General features: G+C 69.0%; 17 protein-coding genes and 1 pseudogene. 3 read left to right on the top strand and 15 right to left on the bottom strand.

The window, feature by feature from the left end:
* Positions 1-47 precede the first annotated feature (47 nt).
* Positions 48-665, top strand: a complete 618-nt coding sequence (locus ACIBJH_RS17745) for an ArsR/SmtB family transcription factor (protein ID WP_399117765.1) — start codon at positions 48-50, stop codon at positions 663-665.
* On the top strand, positions 662-1,954 hold the full coding sequence (locus tag ACIBJH_RS17740) for an MFS transporter (protein WP_399117764.1): 1,293 nt from the start codon (positions 662-664) through the stop codon (positions 1,952-1,954). The genes ACIBJH_RS17745 and ACIBJH_RS17740 overlap by 4 nt, the downstream gene beginning before the upstream one ends.
* 122 nt (positions 1,955-2,076) lie before the next feature.
* Here ACIBJH_RS17740 and ACIBJH_RS17735 read toward each other — a convergent pair whose 3' ends face one another.
* From ACIBJH_RS17735 to ACIBJH_RS17665, 15 genes and pseudogenes are all read right to left on the bottom strand, one after another.
* Positions 2,077-2,571 (bottom strand): hypothetical protein, encoded by a 495-nt coding sequence (locus tag ACIBJH_RS17735; RefSeq protein ID WP_399117763.1) that lies wholly within the window; start codon positions 2,569-2,571, stop codon positions 2,077-2,079.
* Positions 2,568-3,137: pseudogene (locus ACIBJH_RS17730) on the bottom strand (SigE family RNA polymerase sigma factor). Before ACIBJH_RS17730 ends, ACIBJH_RS17735 begins: the two are co-directional and overlap by 4 nt.
* A 90-nt stretch (positions 3,138-3,227) precedes the next feature.
* Positions 3,228-4,034 carry an ABC transporter permease gene (locus tag ACIBJH_RS17725; RefSeq protein ID WP_399117762.1) on the bottom strand — a complete coding sequence of 269 codons (807 nt, stop codon included), beginning with the start codon at positions 4,032-4,034 and terminating at the stop codon, positions 3,228-3,230.
* Complete coding sequence (locus ACIBJH_RS17720; protein WP_399117761.1) at positions 4,034-4,837, bottom strand: ABC transporter permease; 804 nt, start codon at positions 4,835-4,837, stop codon at positions 4,034-4,036. Before ACIBJH_RS17720 ends, ACIBJH_RS17725 begins: the two co-directional genes overlap by 1 nt.
* 1 nt (position 4,838) lies before the next feature.
* Positions 4,839-5,867, bottom strand: a complete 1,029-nt coding sequence (locus tag ACIBJH_RS17715) for an ATP-binding cassette domain-containing protein (protein WP_399117760.1) — start codon at positions 5,865-5,867, stop codon at positions 4,839-4,841.
* A 34-nt stretch (positions 5,868-5,901) separates the two neighbouring features.
* On the bottom strand, positions 5,902-7,059 hold the full coding sequence (locus ACIBJH_RS17710) for an MFS transporter (RefSeq protein ID WP_399117759.1): 1,158 nt from the start codon (positions 7,057-7,059) through the stop codon (positions 5,902-5,904).
* Positions 7,056-9,911, bottom strand: coding sequence for a glycoside hydrolase family 2 TIM barrel-domain containing protein (locus tag ACIBJH_RS17705; RefSeq protein ID WP_399117758.1), 2,856 nt, complete (start codon positions 9,909-9,911; stop codon positions 7,056-7,058). Before ACIBJH_RS17705 ends, ACIBJH_RS17710 begins: the two co-directional genes overlap by 4 nt.
* Positions 9,912-9,938: 27 nt before the next feature.
* Positions 9,939-10,805, bottom strand: a complete 867-nt coding sequence (locus ACIBJH_RS17700) for a carbohydrate ABC transporter permease (RefSeq protein ID WP_399117757.1) — start codon at positions 10,803-10,805, stop codon at positions 9,939-9,941.
* Positions 10,802-11,770, bottom strand: coding sequence for a carbohydrate ABC transporter permease (locus ACIBJH_RS17695; protein ID WP_399117756.1), 969 nt, complete (start codon positions 11,768-11,770; stop codon positions 10,802-10,804). The genes ACIBJH_RS17700 and ACIBJH_RS17695 overlap by 4 nt, the downstream gene beginning before the upstream one ends.
* A gap of 21 nt (positions 11,771-11,791) precedes the next feature.
* A complete protein-coding gene (locus ACIBJH_RS17690; RefSeq protein ID WP_399117755.1) occupies positions 11,792-13,057 on the bottom strand; it encodes an ABC transporter substrate-binding protein in 1,266 nt (421 codons plus the stop codon).
* A gap of 213 nt (positions 13,058-13,270) precedes the next feature.
* A complete protein-coding gene (locus ACIBJH_RS17685) occupies positions 13,271-15,127 on the bottom strand; it encodes a glycoside hydrolase (protein WP_399117822.1) in 1,857 nt (618 codons plus the stop codon).
* Positions 15,128-15,138: 11 nt separating this feature from the next.
* A complete protein-coding gene (locus ACIBJH_RS17680) occupies positions 15,139-16,383 on the bottom strand; it encodes an ROK family transcriptional regulator (protein WP_399117754.1) in 1,245 nt (414 codons plus the stop codon).
* Between the two features lie 176 nt (positions 16,384-16,559).
* Positions 16,560-17,804 carry an FAD-binding protein gene (locus ACIBJH_RS17675; protein WP_399117753.1) on the bottom strand — a complete coding sequence of 415 codons (1,245 nt, stop codon included), beginning with the start codon at positions 17,802-17,804 and terminating at the stop codon, positions 16,560-16,562.
* A complete protein-coding gene (locus ACIBJH_RS17670) occupies positions 17,801-18,127 on the bottom strand; it encodes a hypothetical protein (protein ID WP_200714388.1) in 327 nt (108 codons plus the stop codon). The genes ACIBJH_RS17675 and ACIBJH_RS17670 overlap by 4 nt, the downstream gene beginning before the upstream one ends.
* 5 nt (positions 18,128-18,132) lie before the next feature.
* Positions 18,133-18,672 (bottom strand): TetR/AcrR family transcriptional regulator, encoded by a 540-nt coding sequence (locus ACIBJH_RS17665; protein WP_399117752.1) that lies wholly within the window; start codon positions 18,670-18,672, stop codon positions 18,133-18,135.
* Positions 18,673-18,799: 127 nt separating this feature from the next.
* Here ACIBJH_RS17665 and ACIBJH_RS17660 point away from each other — a divergent pair, with 127 nt between their 5' ends.
* Complete coding sequence (locus ACIBJH_RS17660; RefSeq protein ID WP_399117751.1) at positions 18,800-19,459, top strand: pyridoxamine 5'-phosphate oxidase family protein; 660 nt, start codon at positions 18,800-18,802, stop codon at positions 19,457-19,459.
* Positions 19,460-19,488: the final 29 nt, after the last annotated feature.

The following is a 19,488-nucleotide window of genomic DNA, read 5'->3' as shown; positions in this document are numbered from 1 at the left end:
GATCTGAGAGTTGACTCTCAGGATTTCTGAGAGAACACTCTCAGACCATGGATGCCGGCAATCGCTTCGGCGACATGGAGATATCCGACCCGAAGACCATGCGGGCACTGGCCCACCCCGTGCGGCTCGCCATCCTCGAACGCCTTCAGCGCTACGGCCCGGCCACCGCCTCCCGGCTCTCGCCGCACGTGGGTGCCACCCCGTCCGTCACCAGCTGGCATCTGCGCCATCTCGCCGGCTTCGGCCTGGTCCGCGATGCCGAGGGTGGGACGGACCGGCGGGAGCGGCGCTGGGCGGCGGTGGCGCGGGGCTTCCGGTTCGAGATGCCGGAGGACACCGATGACGCGGAGGGGTGGTCGGCCGCGCGGGTGCTGGCCCGGGAGATGTTCGCGCGCAACGCCGACCTGCCCCTGCGCTGGCTCACCGAGACGGCGCCCGGCCTTGAGCCGGAATGGTCGAGGCTGGCTGCCGCGAACAACACCCGGATCGTGGTCACGGCAGCTGAACTGGCCGCGCTGAAGGACGCGTTGGAGGCACTGATCGCGCCGTACGTCATCCGCGAACCGGACCGACGGCCACCGGACGGCCGGGATGTCCGCCTGCTGATGTACGCGCTGCCGGAAGCGGCGGGTGACGAGGCCCCTGACACGGACCCGGCGGAGTGAGCGGCCGTCGGATCACTCGGCCCGCGCCGGACTCGCTGTGGCGGGATCGCCGTTTCGTACGGTTCTGGTGCGGGCAGTCCGTCTCCCAGTTCGGCGACCGCATCTCCGAACTGGCCCTGCCCCTCATAGCGGTTGGCGCGCTGCGGGCCTCCGCGAACCAGGTCGCCTGGCTGACCGCACTGGCCTGGACCCCGAACCTGCTCGGCCTGTTCCTCGGCGCCTGGGTCGACCACCGCCCCGGCAAACGCCAACTCATGCTGCTGGCCGACCTGTTCCGAGCGGCCGTACTGCTCACGCTCCCGATCGCCTACGCACTCGGCACGGTGACGCTGGGGCAGCTGTACACGGTGGCGCTGCTGACCGGCACGGCGGCGGTCGTGTTCAACACGGCCTACTCGTCCTTCTTCGCCCACCTCGTACCGCCGACGGCGTACGTCGAGGCGAACAGCAGGCTCAGCGCGAGCAGATCCGCGTCCTTCGTCGCGGGCCCCGCGATCGGCGGTGTCCTGGTCCAGGCGCTGACGGCACCGGTCGCGGTGCTTGCCGACGCGCTGTCGTTCGTGGTGTCGGGGCTGCTGATCGGGCGCACGCGGGTCGACGAACCCACGAACACCGAGGCGGCCGGCCCTTCTCTGCTGCGGCGGGCGAAGGAGGGCCTGGCCTTCGTGCTGGGCGATCCCGTCATGCGGGCGGGCCTCCTCTGCGCCACCACCCTCAACTTCTTCACGTTCCTCTCGGGCACCGGCCTGCTGGTCCTCTTCGCCGACCGGGTGCTCCAACTGACGCCCGGAGCCATCGGGTTGGCGTTCGGAGCGGGCGCAACGGGCGGCCTGTTTGGTGCGCTGGCGTCCCCCGCGATCGCCCGCCGGATCGGCGTCGGCCGCGGCATCGTCATGGGAGCCGTCCTGTTCCCGGCCCCTTTCGCCCTCGTCGCGGCGGCGACCGGATCGACCTGGGCCCGCCTCGGCATCCTGGGCGCCGCCGAGTTCCTCTCCGCCTTCGGCGTCATGCTCTTCGACGTCAACCTCAACTCGCTCCAGGCATCGGTTGTCCCGGACAACCTGCGCAGCCGCGTGGCCGGTGCGTACAGCACGGTCAACTACGGGATACGCCCGCTCGGCGCGCTGGCCGGCGGCGGGCTCGCCACCCTGCTCGGCCTGAGGGTCACCTTGACGGTCGTCGGGGTCGGGGGAGTGCTGTCGGTGCTGTGGTTGCTTGCTTCGCCGATACCGGGGATACGGGTGCTGGGACAAGGATCGACCGCGGAGGTCGTCAGCCATCCGGAGTGACCGAGGCGCAGCGGCCCAACCCCTCTGGTGGCAAAGGGACTTCACCGGTCCTGAGCGGCTCGCGCGCGCACGCCCAGGACCGGGCCCTCAACCGGTCGAACCGATCGAACCGGTCGACTCCGTCAGCCCGCGCAGAGCTTCACGTTCACCGTGTCGCCCTTGACCACGATCTTCGGGCTGTGGGGAGTGAGCTCGACGACCGAGGCCGGTTTGCAGCCGGGGCTGACCATCTTGACGATCGTGCCGAGCTTGAGCTGGGCCTTCTCGAACTGGCCCTTCGCCGTGGCCAGGTCCTGGCCCGTGAGGTCGACCGCGATGGGCTCCTTGGTGAGGCCGCCCAGGAGGAAGGTGGCCTTCGCGTGGTCGACGGTGGTGGCGGCCGGCGTCGTCTGCGAGGTGCTGCCGGAGATGGAGGCCAGTGCCGTGCCGCCGCCGGCCGCGATCAGGACCGCGGAGAAAGCGGCGACGAGGGTGGTCCGCCTGCGGCGGGTGCGGTGGACCATGCCGACCGTGTCGAAGGCCGGGGAGTCGGTGGAGCGCGCGAAGTCGTTCATGGCGTTGATGAGTTCCTCTTCGAAAGGTGTGCAGCCGGAGGACCGCGGGTCGTACGAACTCATCGGGTTCCTTCCGTGAGCTGCTGTGGTGAAGGGGCGGAGAGTGCGGGGAACTGGCTTCTCAACTGCCCGATTCCGCGGGCCAGTTGGGAACGGACGGTGCTCTGCGAGATCTTCAGGTCCGCCGCTGTCTCGGCGTCGGACAGATCGTGGAAGTACCGCAGCACCACCACCGTCCGCATCCGCATGGGCAGTCGCTGCAGAGCGCGCACCAACTGGTCACGGCTGTCGATCCGTCCGTACTCGTCACCCGGCGCGGCAGGCTCGCCGTCGACCGGGTGCTGAGCAGTACGGCGGAATCTTCGCCAGCGGTCGTTGGCGAGGTTGACCATGATCCGTCGTACGTACGCGTCCGGGGCGTCCTTGGCGCTGATGGTGCGCCACTTGCGGCAGGCCCGTTCCAGGGTCTCCTGGACCAGGTCCTCGGCCGCGTCGCGGCTGCCCGTCAGGACGAAAGCGCCCCGGAACAGCGCGGCCGACCGGGCGGCGACGAATCCATGGAAGTCTCCCTCCGCCGATCCAACTCCGTTGTCTCCCGCGTCCGTTGCCTACTTGGCTGCCAGATCCACACGCTCCTCCCTTCCTGTCACCCCTCCTCGACGGGAAAGCCCATGGATCTGCTGCACGGGTCTTGAGTGACGTGAGTCACTCCATCGCGGTCATCCGTTCACCCCCGTGTAGTTGCTGAGGCTCCACCGCCACAGCAGCCGCGCCCCGAGATATGCCAGCAGGCCCACGAGGGGTGAGCCCGCCGCCAGCCAGTACGGCACCCCGATGTCGTGGCCGTGCCCGGTGAGGACGGCCGCCGGGAGGAAGGCGACGAACGCGAGCGGAAGGCCGTAGGTGAGGAAGCCGCCGACCGCGCGGGGCAGGACGTTGAGCGGGTAGTTGCCGAAGGTGCCGAGGAGGTCCTCGATCCAGCGGCTCCAGTAGTCCGCGGACGGGAAGCGGAGGGAGGCGGAGGCCACGGTCGTGAAGAGGGCCGCTTCCACGAGCATGCCGCCGATGAGCGCGGCGATCAGATACGCGATCCGGCCCGCCGTCCAGTCGAGGTGGCTGCGGCTGAGCGCGCCGACCATGAGGCCGCCCGCCACCGTGAGGTCGCCGATCGCGTTGGTGGGGAAGTACTCCAGCTGCGCCTGGCGGTGGACCGGCATCGGCCGCACCAGGTAGATGTCGATGCGGCCTTCCTGGATGTACCGGCCGAGGCCGTGCATACGGCCCAGGAACAGCACCATCAGCCCGTGCGCCATCATCCGGGTCGCCGGGATCAGCAGCACGTCCGAGCTGTCCCAGCCGCCCATTCCGGAGAACCGGGTGAGCAGCACCGTCGCGAACACGATCACCGACACCTGCCAGATCGCGCCGATCGCGATCATCAGCAGGAACTCGGTGCGATATTCCAGCTGGGCACGGAAGTTGAGGCGCGTGATGCGCCATACGATCCGGACGGCTCTCACACGCATCAACCTCCTTGGGCCACGACCCGGCGGGCGGCGCGCCGCCACAGGAACCGGGTGAACAGGGACAGGACCGTCACCCAGACCGCCTGCAGGGCGAGTTGGGCGCCCGCGTCGGACAGCGGGATGCGGCCCACGTAGATCGAGAGCGGGACACTGAGCGTCGCCTGGAACGGCAGGAAGCGGCTCATCGTGATGAACCAGTCCGGGAAGTACCACAGCGGCGCGTACACACCGGACAGCAGGTTCTGCGCGAAGATCAGGATGAGCATCGCGGCCCCGTTGCGGAGCGTCCAGAAGCACAACTGGTCGATGATGAGCATGACGTAGTAGAGGACCAGCTGGCCCAGCAGCATGCTCAGTGCGAACACCCCTGCCACCGCTGGTGACTCGGGGGGTTCCACGACCCCCGCCGCGAGGCAGACGACATATCCCGTCAGTGCCCAGGCCAGTCCGTACAGCTGCTCGCCGAACGCTCGGAGCGCGTAGTAGCGCTGGGGCGCCAGCGGGCGCAGATACCAGTAGATGATCGTGCCGAAGTGCATGTGCTGCATGACTGTGTCCCGGCCCGCGTACTGGTCCAACTCCCGCAGCCGGGAGGCGAGTACGGCCAGTACGGCGTACGTCACCGCCTGGTCGCGGGTGAGTCCCGCGGTGGTGCCGGTCTGGGAGTACAGGCCGCGCCACAGGGACGCCACCAGCACGATCTGCACCGTCAGCCGGAGCAGGGCGGCGGTGATGCGGGGCGGGGCGAGGAGTTCGCCGAGCGGGGTGACACGGGCGGCGCGCCAGGCGTGCAGGGCGGCCATCTCAGGTCTCCTCTGCGCGCGGGCCGGCCTGGACGTACGCGGCCCGCATCACGTCCTCCAACTCGGCCTCGTCCATGGCGATCTCCGTGACCTCGTACCGCTCGATGACCTGTTTCAGCGCCTGGTGGACTGTCGGCCCCTCGCTCCCGTCCGGGCCGAAGACGAGCTGCGGTCCGTCCCGCCGCACCAGCGCGATGCCCGGCAGGGACACCGCCTCGGCGTGCGCGTCGGCCAGCGTCGCGCGGATCTGCCAGGTCGAGCCGAACTTGCGGCGGATCTCGTCGAGGGTGCCGTCCAGCACCAGTCGGCCGTGGTTGATGAGGACGACCCGCTCGGCGAGCCGGGCCACCTCCGTCATGTCGTGCGTGGTCAGCAGGACCGTACGGCCGCGCTCCTCCACCTGATGGCGCAGGAACTCCCGCACCTGCTCCTTCACGACCACGTCCATGCCGATGGTCGGCTCGTCGAGGAAGACGACCGGCGGGTCGTGCAGCAGCGCGGCGGCCAGGTCGCAGCGGACGCGCTGGCCGAGGGAGAGATGACGGACGCGGGTGTCCCAGAAGGAGGACAGTTCGAGGAGGTCGTCGAACTCCCGCAGGCGGGCCGCGTGTTGGGCCTTCGGCACCTCGTAGATGTCCCGCAGGATCGAGAACGACTCGCGCACCGGCAGGTCCCACCACAGCTGGGTGCGCTGCCCGAACACCGCCCCGATGTTACGGGCGTTGCGCTCCCGCTCCTGGTACGGCACCACGCCCGCGACCCTGGCCTCCCCGGAGGTGGGCGTCAGGATGCCGGTGAGGATCTTGATGGTGGTGGACTTGCCGGCGCCGTTCGGGCCCAGCAGGGCGAGGAGTTCACCCGGGGCGACATCGAACGAGACGTCGGAGACGGCGTACTTGGGTACGCGGTCCGGATTGACGAGCGAGCGCAGGCCGCCGACGAAGCCGGGGCGGCGGACAGTGGTGTGGAAGGTGCGGGACAGCCCCCGGACCTCGATCTGGTTCGCCGTTCGCGTGTTGCTCGCGTTCACTCGATCAACTTTCGCGTGAGCAGGAACAGGGCCTTCATGATGCGGACCTCCTAGTCAGTCGGATCAGCCGGAGCGTCGCCAGCAGCGACGCGCCCGACATCGCGGTCAACAACCAGGGCACCGCGTGGATCCCGGCGGCCTCGATCCCGACGCCGAGCAGCGGTGGAGCCGCCACCCCGCCGACGTTCGAGGCCGCCATCACCCACGCCCCGGCCCGCTCGGCCTGGGGGAGCGCCCTGTTGAGCCAGGAAAGTCCCGTCGGGAAGACCGGTGCGATGAACAAGCCAACACCGGCGTACGCCACCGGTGCCACTCCTTTAACCAGCGTCAACAGCAGACACACCGTCATCCCGACCGCGCACACCGCGAGGATGCGCTCGGGGGAGTACCGCAGGGTGATCGGGACGACGAGGAAGCGGCCCGCCGTCATCATCAGCCAGTAGACGGAGGTCGCCGACGCCGCGACGGCCGCCGTGTAGCCGACCGTCTCCAGATGCGTGGGCTCCCAGCCGCCGACGCTCGCCTCGACCGCCACGTTGAGGATGTAGAGGACGAGGAAGCCGACGAGGACCCGCGACAGGCCCAGGCCGACGCCTCCCATCTCTGCTGGTGGATCGTCAGATACACGTGTACGTACGCCACTTGGGCCCGCGAACGCCAGCACCGCCGCCAGTGCCGCGCACACCCCGAACGCGTACGGATAGTCGTCCGGGCCGAGCCACGCCACCATGACCGGGCCGAGCACCGCGCCGATGCCGTAGTGGGCGTTGAGCACATTCAGCATGGCCGTGGAACGGTTGCCGAAGCCGACGGCGAAGAGCTGGTTGAGGCCGTAGTCGATGCCGCCGAAGCCGAGCCCGCACAGGAACGCGGCGGCCAGGGCCAGGGGCCAGTTCGGCGCCAGCGCGAAACCCGCGCCGCCCACCGCCATCAGGCCGTAACCCCACACCAGCAGCGCCCTGTTGCTGATCCGGGAGTGGATCGCGTTGAAGGCGAGCACACCGGCGACCCCGCCCGCGAAGTGCAGGCTCAGGCCGAGCCCGGCGGCGGACGGGGAGAGCCCGAACTCGTGGCGCAGGCCCGGTATCGCGGGGCCGTAGAGGGCCTGGATCATGCCGATGAGGACGAAGCCGACGCAGGACGCGACCGCGGCCGACCGGCTGAAGAGTCGGCCGGCCACAGGTGATGTCACGGCCGCGCCGAGAACACGAAGGAGAATTCGGCGGGTTCGGCGTTCAGGAAGTACTGCGGGAGCGGGCCCGGGCCGCAGGACTGCGAACCGATGCCGTGCTGCCCGTGATCGAGGTTCACCCACACTGTGTCGCCGGGCGTGAGGTCCGTACGGTGGGCGGCGGCGTCCAGCTGTTCCGTCGTCCAGCGGCGGGCCGTGAACCAGAACTCCGGGTCGCCGTCGATCCGCAGCCCGCCCAGCTCCGCCCAACGGACGTCCGCGCGGGCGCCGTTCTCCTGCGGGCGGACGTAGGGGGTCTGGAGGTCGTCGACCGTGGACACCCAACGGCCCAGCTGCGAGGCCGACTTGGTGTCCGGGTAGCCCTCGCCGGGTCCGCCGCCGAACCACTTCACCCGGTCGGCGCTCGCGTCGAGTCCGAAGCGGATGCCGAGCCTGGGCAGCGGTACGGTCCAGTCGCCCTCGGGTGCCACGGACACCGTCAGCCGCAGCCGCTCGCCGTCCGAGGTCCAGCGGTACACCGTGGCGAGCCCGATCTCCCAGGCGGCGGGTGCCACCCGGGTGCGTACGGTCAGCGCGTCCTCGCCCGACTCCACGCCGTCCAGGCGGTGCCGCATCCGGTGCAGGCCCAACTTGCGCCAGAGCAGGCCGCGGCGGATGTCCGTCTGCCAGGACGCGCCGTCGTCGTTGTCGGTGGTCGCCCGCCACACGTCCAGCCGGAGACCGGTGACGTCCACCGCGCCGATCGACTTCAACTCGCCGGTACGGGCGTCGAAGGAGGCCGGGCCGAGAGTGATCCGCCGCTCGCCGAGGACGGGAGCGGAGGTGGCGGAGACGTACGGCGACGGGCGCGCCGAGACCGGGATCCGGCCCCAGCCCACCACATGGCCGGCGGGAGCCCACGCAGTGTCGGCCGCCAGCAACGCCCTTACGGTCCACTGGGATTCGGCGCCCTCGGACTCCACGGGCGGTGCGGGCAGCTTCACGTCGGCCGACTCGCCGGGTGCGAGCGGCGGCACCGTCAGCGGGCCCGACTCGACCGTCTCGCCGTCCACTTGGTAGGACCACTGGAAGGCGAATGCGGACAGGTCGGCGAAGTCGTGCTTGTTGGTGATCCGTACGGAGCCGTCGTCGGGGCTGCCGACGGAGACCGGCTCGACGACCTTCTTGTACTCGATCAGGCCGGGGGAGGGGACGCGGTCCGGGAAGAGCAGGCCGTCGCAGACGAAGTTCCCGTCGTGCAGCTCCTCGCCGAAGTCGCCGCCGTAGGCGAAGCCGTGGCGCTCGTCCTTGATGCCGTGGTCGATCCACTCCCAGATGAAGCCGCCCTGGAGCCGGTCGTACGACTCGAAGAGGCGCTGGTAGTCGGCGAGTCCGCCGGGGCCGTTGCCCATGGCGTGGCCGTACTCGCAGAGGATGAAAGGGAGTTGACGGCGTTTGTGGGTGCCGCCGTCCAGGTCCTGGCCGATGCGCTCGACCTCGGCGTGGGAGGCGTACATCCGTGAATGGACGTCCGTGTCACGGCAGTCGATGTCGCCCTCGTAGTGCACGAGACGTGAGCGGTCACGGGCGTGGATCCACTCGGCCATGGCGGTGAGGCCGCGGCCGGTGCCGGCCTCGTTGCCCAGCGACCAGACGACGATCGACGGGTGGTTCTTGTCCCGTTCGACCATGCGGGCGGCGCGGTCCAGCAGGGCCGGGGTCCAGCGGTCGTCGTCAACGGGGTTGTCGCGCCAGGCCTGTTCGGTGAAGCCGTGGGTTTCGAGGTCGCACTCGTCGATGACCCACAGGCCGTACTCGTCGCACAGGTCGAGGAAGGCCGGGTGCGGCGGATAGTGCGAGGTGCGGACGGCGTTGATGTTGTGCCGCTTCATCAGCAGCACGTCCTCGCGCATGGTCTCCAGGTCGAGGGCGCGGCCCTTCTCGGGGTGCCACTCGTGGCGGTTGACGCCCTTGAAGAGGATCGCCCTTCCGTTGACCTTGATCAGGCCGTCGGAGAGTTCGACGGTCCGGAAGCCGATGCGGAGCGGGACGCGTTCGCCCTCCGTCGTCAGCAACCCGTCGTACAGGTAGGGGAGTTCGGCCGTCCAGGGCCGCACCGGCATGGTGACCGACTCGCCGGTCGCGACATCGATGTCCAGCGCGGGCACGGTGATCCGGCCGTCGACGTCGGAGTCGACGCGCAGGGTGCCCGCGCCGCCGAGGTGGTCGTAGGAGGCGTGCACGAAGAAGTCGAGGGCGCTGCCCGGCGGGCGGTGCAGCAGGGTGACGTCACGGAAGATGCCGGGCAGCCACCACTGGTCCTGGTCCTCCAGGTACGAGCCCGCCGACCACTGGTGGACACGGACGGCCAGCACGTTGCCGCCGGGCTTGAGCAGGTGTCCGACCGCGAACTCGTGCGGCAGCCGGGACCCCTTGAACTCCCCGATGTCCGTGCCGTTCAGCCAGATCCGGGCGCAGGACTCCACGCCGTCGAAGCGGAGCACCGCCCCGCCGTCCGAGGGCCACTCGGACGGCAGGTCGAAGACGCGCAGATGGTCGCCTGTCGGGTTCTCGGTCGGGACGTGCGGCGGGTCGACCGGGAAGGGGTAGAGGTGGTTGGTGTAGATGGGGGAGCCGTGTCCTTGCAGGACCCAGTGGCCGGGGACCGTGACCTCGGCCCAGTCCCCGGCGTCGTAGCCCTCCTCGGCGAACGAGTCGTCCTCGGCGTCGGCCGTCGCCGACACACGAAGACGCCAACTACCGTTGAGGGAGAGTGACTTCGCGTCCGAGGACGCGTACCGGGCGCGGGGCGGGAGAGCGCCGCTGCCCGGTGAGACGTCCTCGATGTAGTCGGCGGCGGTGCTGGAAGTCATCGGTCTCCAGGTCGTGAGATGCGGGTGTCAGCCCTTGATTCCGGTCTGCGCGATCCCCTGCACCAGCCAGCGCTGGAGGAAGAGGAACACGAACACCAGGGGCAGGATCGAGAAGGCGGTGGCCATGAAGATGAGGTGGTAGTTGACGGTCTGGCTCGTCATGTACGAGGAGAGCGCCACCTGGACGGTCCAGGAACTGGGGTCCTGGCCGATGACCAGGGGCCACAGGAAGGCGTTCCAGCCGCTGATGAAGGTGATCGTGGCGATCGCCGCGAAGAAGTTCAGCGAGTTGGGCACGACGATCCGCCAGTACGCGCCCCAGTAGCCGAGTCCGTCCACGCGTGCCGCCTCCTCCAGCTCCTTGGGGAACCCCAGGAAGTACTGCCGGAAGAGGAAGCAGGTGAAACCACTGAAGAGGCCCGGGATGATGAGGCCCCGGTAGGTGTCGACCCAGCCGAGGGAGGAGACGAGCACGAAGCTGGGTACGAAGGTGACGGACGTCGGCACCATCAGGGTCGCGAGAACGGCGTAGAAGACCTTGTTGGAGTGCTTGTAGGGGATACGGGCCAGGCCGTATCCCGCCAGTGAGCAGATCAGCAGAATGCCGGCGGTCACCAGGACGGCGACGACCAGCGAGTTCCACAGGGACTGGCCGAAGTCGACCAAGGTGTCGGTGAACAGCTCGTGGATGTTGCCCCACTGGAAGGAGGGCAGCAACTTCCAGTTCTCGCCCGTGATCTCCGGGTCCGTGGAGAGCGCGTTGCGGACGATCAGGTAGAAGGGGATCAGAAACAGGAGCGCGGCGATGCTGACGGAGACGTAGAGCCCCGTGTTGCTGAGGACGCCGCCGCGCTTCCTGCGCTTCTTGCCCAACTGCGGTGCGGTGGTCGTCACTTGGCTTCCTCCGCCCGTCCGAAGCCCATGATCCTGCCCTGGAACAGGGTGACGACGCAGATCAGCACCGTCAGGATGACCGCGCCCGCGCTGCCCGCGCCGTAGTCCTGGCCCGAGCCCAGAGCGGTCTTGTAGAGGACCATGAGGGGTGTCTGGCCCCAAGTGGCCCTGGTGGTGATGATGTTGAAGAACTCGTCGAAGGCCTGGTAGGCGGCGACGAGCAACAGCAGGATCACCGCGGTCGAGGTGGCCCGCAACTGCGGCAGCGTGATGAAGCGGAACGTCTGCCAGCCGGGCTTGGCCCCGTCGATCGCGGCGGCCTCGTACAGCTCCGGCGGGACGTTCTGCAGCGCCGCCAGGAAGAGGATCATGTAGAAACCGGCCTGCAGCCACAGGCGTACGGTCACGATGACCAGCCAGTACCAGGGCGGGCTCGGGTTGGACACCCAGGCGATGTTGCCGACACCGAACCAGCCGACCACGGTGTTGGCGAGTCCGAAGCGGACGCCGTTGAAGAGGGACATCTTCCAGATCAGCGCGGCGGCGACATAGCTGCACGCGGTCGGCAGGAAGAACACGGACCGGAAGAACGCCCGCATGAACCGCAGTCGGTTCACCAGCAGGGCGAGACCCAGCGAGAGCGCCCACGTGGTGGGCACGATGAACGCGGCGAAGACCGTGAAGGTCACCAGTGAGCCGGTGAAGTCGCTGTTCGTCAGCATCTGCCGGTAGTTGTCGAACCCGATGAAGTGACTCGGCGTCACGGTGAAGCGGGCGTCGAAGAAGCTGAGCCAGATGCTCCATCCGATCGGGACGAAGACGAAGACGACCAGGCCGATGAGGAACGGCCCGGTGAAGATCCAGAAGTTGAGGGTGCTGTTGGCCCTGAGACCCCGCCGCGGCCGGGCCTTGGAGGCCTGGGCCGGGGCGGGGTGGGCGACCCCGCGTGTGGTGGTGGTCGACATGTCGTGGTCCGTCCGCCCGGCCTATCCGAAGAGCTTCTTGAGCTCGCGGTTGATCGTCTTGTCGGCCTTGTCGAGGGCGGCCTCGGGGTCACCGCCCTTTCGGACGGAGTCGGAGATGATGCCGTCCCAGGCGCTGTACATGGCCTGGGTCCAGCTGATGTTGTCGAAGTGGCCGTAGGTGTTGAACAGCTTCACGCCCTCGGCGGGCAGGCCCGTCTTGAGCTTGTCGGCCTGCGCGGCGATCGATGTGCGCGGCGGGATGTGGAATCCGTAGGAGGTGGCGAAGTCCTCCTGGTCCTTCTTCTGGTCGATCCACAGCCACTTCACGTACTCCTTGGCTGCGTCCACGTCACTGCCCTTGGCGTTGACGAACATCGACCAGCCGCCGTTGTAGACCGAGGGCCTTCCGTTGCTGCCGACCTTCGGGAAGGGGAAGATCCCGAGGTCGTCGCCGAGGGCCTTCTGCATGACGGGCATGGCCCACATGCCGCAGAACTGCATGGCGCACAGTCCCTGGTCGAGCGCCGACGGGTCCCAGTAGTCGGCCGGGGCGTCGAGCAACAGGTGGCCACTGGTGAACAGTTGGCGGAGCTGGCGCAGGCCGCCGACGACCTCGTCGGTGTGGTAGCCGATCTCGTTCTTCGCGGTGAGGGGCTCGGCGCCGGCCGACCAGACCAGCGGCAGTTCGATGGCGTGCAGGTCGTTGCCGAGGAAGAGGCCCTTGACCTTGGAAGTGGTCAACTTGGCGGCGGCCTCGATGAGTTCGTCCATCGTGGTCGGGACGGCGACCTTGGCCTTCTCCAGCATCGACTTGCGGTAGAAGAAGAACTGCGGGTCGTCGATCATCCGGACGCCGTAGATCTTTCCGTCGACCGTGTGCGAGGCGATGTCGGCCGGATTGAAGTCGTCCTTGACCGGGTTGATGATGTCGCTCAGGTCGGCGACCTGTCCGCTCTTGACCAGCTGGATCTGCGGGTGGAACTCGAAGACGTCGGGTGCCTGCTTGGTGAGCAGGGCCGAGAAGAGCTTGGTCTCGTAGTCGGCACTGGTGATCCACTGCGTGGTCACGTTGGCCTTCGAGTACCCCTTGGCGTACCGCTTGACGGCCTGTTCGACTCCGGCCTCGCCGTAGGCGTGGAAGTACTGGCTCAGGTTCTTGCCCGAACCGGAGCCCCCTCCCCGCCCGTTGTTGCCGCCGCACGCGGCCAGCGTGCCGGCCGCGGCCATTCCCGCTGCCGCCCGGAATATCGATCGGCGGGACCAGTTGCTGTTGCTCATTGCCGACATGGTGACGTCCTTGTCTCTCGCGCGGCTGCGGCTCCACGGCTCAGCTGCCCGTGGCTGAATTCGAGGTGCGGAGCGGGACGTTAACCTTCGCCTAAGCCTTCGGCAAGGGGTTGGACGAAGCCTGTTCGAAGCGTTGTGCAACGTTCGGAATCCCGGACGTGACGATGGTGCGGGCCGCCGAGCGGCGGGCCCGCACCAGGTGTCAGACGGTCATCAGCCCTTCGACCAGGCCTCGTTGGCCCCGCCGTTGCAGCTGTAGAGGATCACTTTGCTGCCGTCGGCGGTCGCCTGACCGCTCACGTCGAGACACTTCCCGGATGCCTCGCTGAGGATCTGCCCGTTGGCGTTCAGCAGCCACCGCTGGCTTGGATCACCCGTGAAGTCCGTGGCGGTCGTCAGCCCCGAACTCCCCACCGTCAGATACCCGTTGGCCCCCTTCAGGCCACCCTTCGCGTCGTACGACCACGACTGCCCGGCCCCGCCCGTGCAGGTGCCGATCGCGGCCCCCGAGGTGTCGGCCGTCAGGCACTTCCCGGACTGACCGCCCCGCAGGGCACCGGTGATCGCCGTCGAACTCCCTTGGCCCTTGCGGGGTTTCTGGTCGAGGACGTACGTCGTGATCGAGCGGGCGGCGAGGGTCGTGGAGACCGTGGAGCCACTCACGTCCGGCTTGGCGACCTTCGCCCAGTTCTCCGTGGCCGAGGTCCGCACCGCCTGCGTCGCCCGCACCGGCACCTTGCTGTTGAAGTGCAGATTCAGCGAAGTGTCCGTGGTGTTCTGGTTGTTGACCACGACGACCCACTTGCCGTCCCGGTCGTACGAGGTCACCTCGACACCGCTCGGCGCGCCCGTCACGTTGTGCGCGACCGAGCCCGGCCGCACGAACTTGCTGTACTGGCCCAGCGCGTAGTACCGCTTGGTGAAGTACAGGGTCTGGTTGCCGTCCGTCGCGTAGTCGGGGTCGTAGTAGATCAGCCCGTCGTTCCAGCCGACGTCGTTGCGCGCGGCCGGGTCCGTGCCGTAACCGCTGGCGAGGGCCACCCACCACTGGAACGCCGAGTCGTGTGCGCTCGCGAAGTCCTTGTACATGATCCGGGACATCAGCAGGGCGTTGTCGATGGTCGGGTCGTACTCCTGGTTCCAGCCCGTGGTGCCCTTGCCGAAGCAGCAGATCTCGGTGGCCCAGGAGGGCTTGCCGACCGTCTTCGCCGTCTCGTAGACATTGCCCAACTGGCCGTCGTTCGGGTTGTTGTACGTGTGATGTGCCAGCTCGGACACGTACTGCGCGGTGTCCGGCTGCGCGATCCACTGCGGGACCTCGGTGCTGAAGCTCACCGTGCTGCTCGACTCGTCGGCGATGATGCTCGTCCGCTGCTTCCGGGCCCGCTGCTCGGCGCCCAACGCCCGTACGATGTCGTCGCGTTGGTCGACGGTGACCTGCATCCCCTCCTGGCCGCAGTCGCCGAAGTTGTTGTTGGGCTCGTTGAAGGGGCTGATGTAGTCGAACTTCGCGCCCTGCTTCGCGAAGTGGGCGGTGACGTCGGCGATGTACTTCGCGAAGTCGCCCTCGTTCTCGGCCTTCAACTGGCCGCCGCAGCTCTGCCCGTTGGTCGTCCACTGCGCGGGCGCGCTGTTCACGAAGCCGATCAGGTCCTGCACGCCGTACTTCGCGGCGTACTTGAGGAAGGTCTGCCCGCCCTTGTCCTTGCTCCAGTCGTAGGTGCCGTCGGCGTTCAGGAAGTCCTGGGCGGCACGGGCCGGGGTGGTGACCGCGGCGCCACCGCCGCCGATGTTGTAGCGGTAGGAGGAGAGGTCCAACCCCTTCTCCGAGAACAGGAGTTGGGCGACCCGGGCCTGTACCTCGGGTTTGAAGTACTGGAGGTCGTTGACCCACCAGGCGCCGGACGCGCCGATGTTGTCGATGGTCTGGGCCGCGTGGGGGGAGACCTCCGCCGGTGCGACGCCGTCGGCGTTCGCGGGCGGCGCGGATATCAGGGCCCCGGTGACGGCGAGCGCGGCTGCCGCTGTCGCGAGGATCGATCTCCTGGGGTGGGGCTGGGTCACGTGCATCCCTTCCGTCGTCATGAAGGTGGTGCGGTACGGCTCCTTGCCTGGGTGGTGCGCTTGCCATTCCTCTGCCCAACCGACTGAAGTGCCCCTTCGAGCGCGAAAGTTGCCGCTCCCAGGCACGCCGGATCGGTGGGGATGGGGGAGAGGACGATCTCGGTGGCGGCGAACGGCCGCCCGAGCGCGTGCCGTTGGACGGCCTCGCGCACTTCGTGCAGCAGGGGTTCCCCGAGCTTGCGGGCCACCCAGCTGCTGAGCACGACCACTTCGGGGTTGAGGACGTTGACCAGGTTGGCGATGCCCGCGCCGACGTAACGGGCCGTCTCCCGTACGACCTTGAGGGCCACGGGATCGTTCGCGGCCACGGCGCGGGCCAGCGCGTCGATCGTGGCCGTCTGGTCCTCGGGGTGCAGCAGCGGGCTCTGCGGGCTCAACTCCCGCAGATTCAGCATGATTCCGGGCGCGCCGACATAGGCCTCCACGCAGCCGTGGTTGCCGCAGCGGCACAGCCGTCCGTCCAGGACGAGCGTGGTGTGACCCCACTCGCCGGCACTGTTGCTCACCCCGCGGTACAGCCCGCCGCCCAGCGCGAGCCCGGCGCCGACCCCGGTCCCGAGGTTGACCACCACCGCGTCCCCGCGTCCGCGCGCCGCCCCGAACCACATCTCGGCGACCGCACCGGCCCGTAGCGGATTGTCCAGGTAGAGCGGGTAGGCGATGACCTCGGACAGCAGGTCCAGCAACGGGACGTCGTGCCAGTCCCAGTTGGGCGCGTACTCCGAGACGCCGGTCTTGCGGTCCACCTGACCCGGCACGCTCACCCCGACGCCGAGGACGCGCGCCGCCTCGACTCCGGCCTGCGCGACCACCGCCCCGACGGCGGCGGCGACATGGCCGACCACCTGCTCCGGACGGCTCTCGCCGGGCCGCATGTCCTCGTCGGCGCGGGCCAGGACGTTCAACGCCAGGTCGAACAGCTCGACGTGGACGTACGTCTCCGCGATGTCGACGCCGATCAACGCGCCCCCCGACGCGTTGACCGCGACCAGACCCCGGGGGCGGCCCCCCGCCGAGTCCTCGAACCCGACCTCGGTGATCATCCGCAGGTCCAGCAGCTCACCGACGAGCGTGGCCACCGTGGCCAGGCTCAGCCCGGTCGCGGCGGCCAACTCCTGCCGGGAGGTGGGTGATTGGGCGATGATCTGACGCAGCACCTCGTAGCGGTTCGCGGTGCGGATGTCACGTGATGTGCGCTTCACCGGAGGTGCCCCACCCTTTTCTGCCGTCATGCCGGGGCACGACGGCTCCGGCGCGCGGCAAGGCTATGGGCTGCGGGTGACGTTCGACAAGGGGTTAGGAAAGGGGCTATACAAAGTCACCCACCCGGTCGTCGGCCCGGTCCTCCGCCGGGCCGCCCGCCGAGTCGTGGACCGGGTCAGTCACCGATGACGTCCCGGACGAATGCGTTCGCGAACGCGCCCCGCGGGTCGAGGTCCCGCGCCAGCGCCGCGAAGTCGCCGAGCCGCGGATAGCGCCCGCGCAGCACCTCCGCCGGGGTGGTGAACACCTTCCCCCAGTGCGGCCGCGCGTCGAAGCCGTCCAGCGCCTCCTCCAGCCGCCGCACCACCGGCAGCACCGCCGCCGTGTCCTCGATCCAGGTGAAGTGCAGCGCCACCGTGTCCCGACCGTACGACGGGCTCAGCCACTGCGCGTCGGCGGCGACCGTCCGCACCTCGCAGATCTGCAGTACACCGGCGACCGTCTCCCGGATCCCGTCGACCGCATACAGCGCGTCGTATGCGGTCGACCGCGGCAGCAGATACTCCGACTGCAGCTCCGCCCCGCTGCTCGGGGTGAACTCCGCCCGGAAGTGCGGCAGCCGCTCGTGCCAGGGCCCCGGCACCCCCAGCTGCTCGGTGGTGTTGACCGCGGGCATCCCCGGCACCGGGTGCAGCGCCTTCGTCGCGGGCGCGGCCCACGGGAAGTCCACCGGCGCCTGGTCGGTGCGCCGCTTCAGCCACACCTGGCGGAAGCCCGGCTCCCGCCAGTCGGTGAACAGGCTCACGCTGTACGCCGAGGCCGCCACCGTCTCGAAGTCCAGCCCGGCGAGCGGCAGTTCGGTGAAGACATGCTGTTCGACCTCGAAGGCCGGCTCCAGGTCGAGGGTGAGCGAGGTGACGACACCGAGCGCGCCGAGCGAGGTCACGGCGCCGTCGAAACGGTCGTCGCCGCGTGCGATGGTCACCGTCGAGCCGTCCGCCGTGACGATCTCTACCTCGCGGACGGCCGCCGCGAGCGAGCCGTTGCGGATGCCGGAACCATGGGTGCCGGTCGCCACCGAACCGGCCACCGAAATGTGCGGCAGGGACGCCATGTTGGGCAGCGCGAGCCCGTGCTCGGCGACCCGGCGGGCCAGCTCCGCGTACCGGACGCCGCCCGACACCCGTACCGTCCGGGCCGTCGTGTCCACGTCGAACTCGGCAGGCAGTGCGGCGATCGACAGCAGGGTGCCGTCCGGGCCCGGCTCGGCGATCTCGTTGAAGGAGTGGCCGCTGCCCAGCACCCGCACCCGCGCGCTCTCGGCCACGAGGGTCCTGAGCGCGTCGAGTGTGCGCGGGCGGTGGAGTTCCTTCGCCGCGTAGGTGATGTTGCCGGCCCAGTTGGTGACCGTCTCCGTCATGCCTGCCGTCCCTCCGGGAGCGTGCCCTTGCGTGTTCTGCCCCAGGGGTCGGTGCGCCACAGTCGGGCGTGGATCAGCCCGACCAGGAGGACTCCTGCTGCTGCCGCAGCATAAGTCGGCAGCGGATGCGCCCGCGTATCGGTGTAGTGCCAGCAGACGGCCGCCGCGACGATCAGCACCCAGCCGGAGAGGACGTTGGCGACGGCGGAGGGGCGGAACGGGCCGGGGCTGATGCTCTCTCCCGTGCTGCCCATCACGTAGTAGGGGAGCCCGTCTCCCGCGCAGAAGCCTGCCGCGAGACCGAGGGCGAGCGTACCGATCATGGTGCTCAACTCCTTTGACGTGGTGCGGTGCCGAGGCCGCTCATCACGAGGTCGACCAGACGGCGCAGGCGGCGGCGGAGTACCTCCGGGGTGCCCTCGGACCCGCCGATGCCGACGGTCGCGGCGAGCAGGAGTTCGGCGGTCTCCCGGGGCTCCGGAACTTCGTGGAGCAGGTCGACCAGCGCGTCGACCAGCCGGTCCTCGACCGAGGTCAGCCCCATCGCGGCGGCCTCCGCGATCAGCTCCTGCCGGAATCCCGCCTCGGTGACGCCGATCGCCGTCTCCAGCTTCACCGAGAGCACACCGTGGACCTGGTCGGCCGGTGTCCCCCCGGCGTCGCGGGCGCGGTGGGCCGCGTCCGTCATGAGGTCGGTGACGCGGGCGGCGACGGCGGCGAAGATGTCCTGCTTGTTGGTGAAGTGCTGGTACAGCGCGGGCCGGGACACGTCCGCGGCCCGCGCGACGAGTTCCATCGAGGTCTGCCGGAACCCGTACCGGCTGAAGACCTCGACGGCCGCTGTGACAATGTCGTCCCGCTTGCTCATGCTGACAATTCTGACGAGAAATGTCAGATTCGTCAATGCTTCGGATTTCGTTGTTACGGTGTCTTCACGGTGCGGTATTCAAAATTGATATGGCCTTTGAGGTGCCATATCGGTAGTCTCCGGCGTTATGACCGACCGCCTGCCCGAGACCGACCTCACCCGCCACCGCCGACTCCGCGAACAGGGCAGCCTCGACCGTGCCGACCTGGACGCGATCCTGGACGCCGGTTTCGTCTGCCATCTCGGGGTCGTGATCGAGGGGCGGCCCGTCGTCGTACCCACGGTGTACGGGAGGGACGGACGGCGGCTGTATCTGCACGGGTCCGTCGCGAGTCGTAGCCTCGCGGGCGGAGCGCCCGTGTGTGTCACCGTCACGCATGTCGACGGGCTGGTGCTGGCCAGGTCCGTCTTCGAGCACGGCGTGAACTACCGCAGCGCGATGATCCACGGGGTGCCTCGCAAGGTCACCGACCCCGACGAGAAGCTGGCCGGCCTGCGCCGCCTGACCGAACACGCGACGCCGGGGCAGTGGTCGTACGCCAGGCGGCCGAACCGCAAGGAACTCGCCGCCACCACGCTGCTCGTCCTCTCGCTGGAGGAGGCCTCCGTCAAGATCCGCACCGGCGGGCCCGACGACGGGGACGGACCCGACGCGGAACTGGGCCTGTGGGCCGGGACGCTCCCGCTGACCTCGACCTGGGGCACGCCCGTGCCCGACCCCGTGCTGCCGACGGGCATCCCGGTACCGGACCACATCGCGCGCCGCGAAGGGGCGGGGCAGAGCTGACCCGGCCCGTGGCGCTGAGCGGCCCGACT

This window comes from Streptomyces sp. NPDC050548 (assembly GCF_044457385.1).
In the GTDB taxonomy this organism is placed as follows: domain Bacteria; phylum Actinomycetota; class Actinomycetes; order Streptomycetales; family Streptomycetaceae; genus Streptomyces.
Note: the sequence above shows the minus strand (reverse complement) of the source record. Positions and strands in the feature narration are given on the sequence as shown.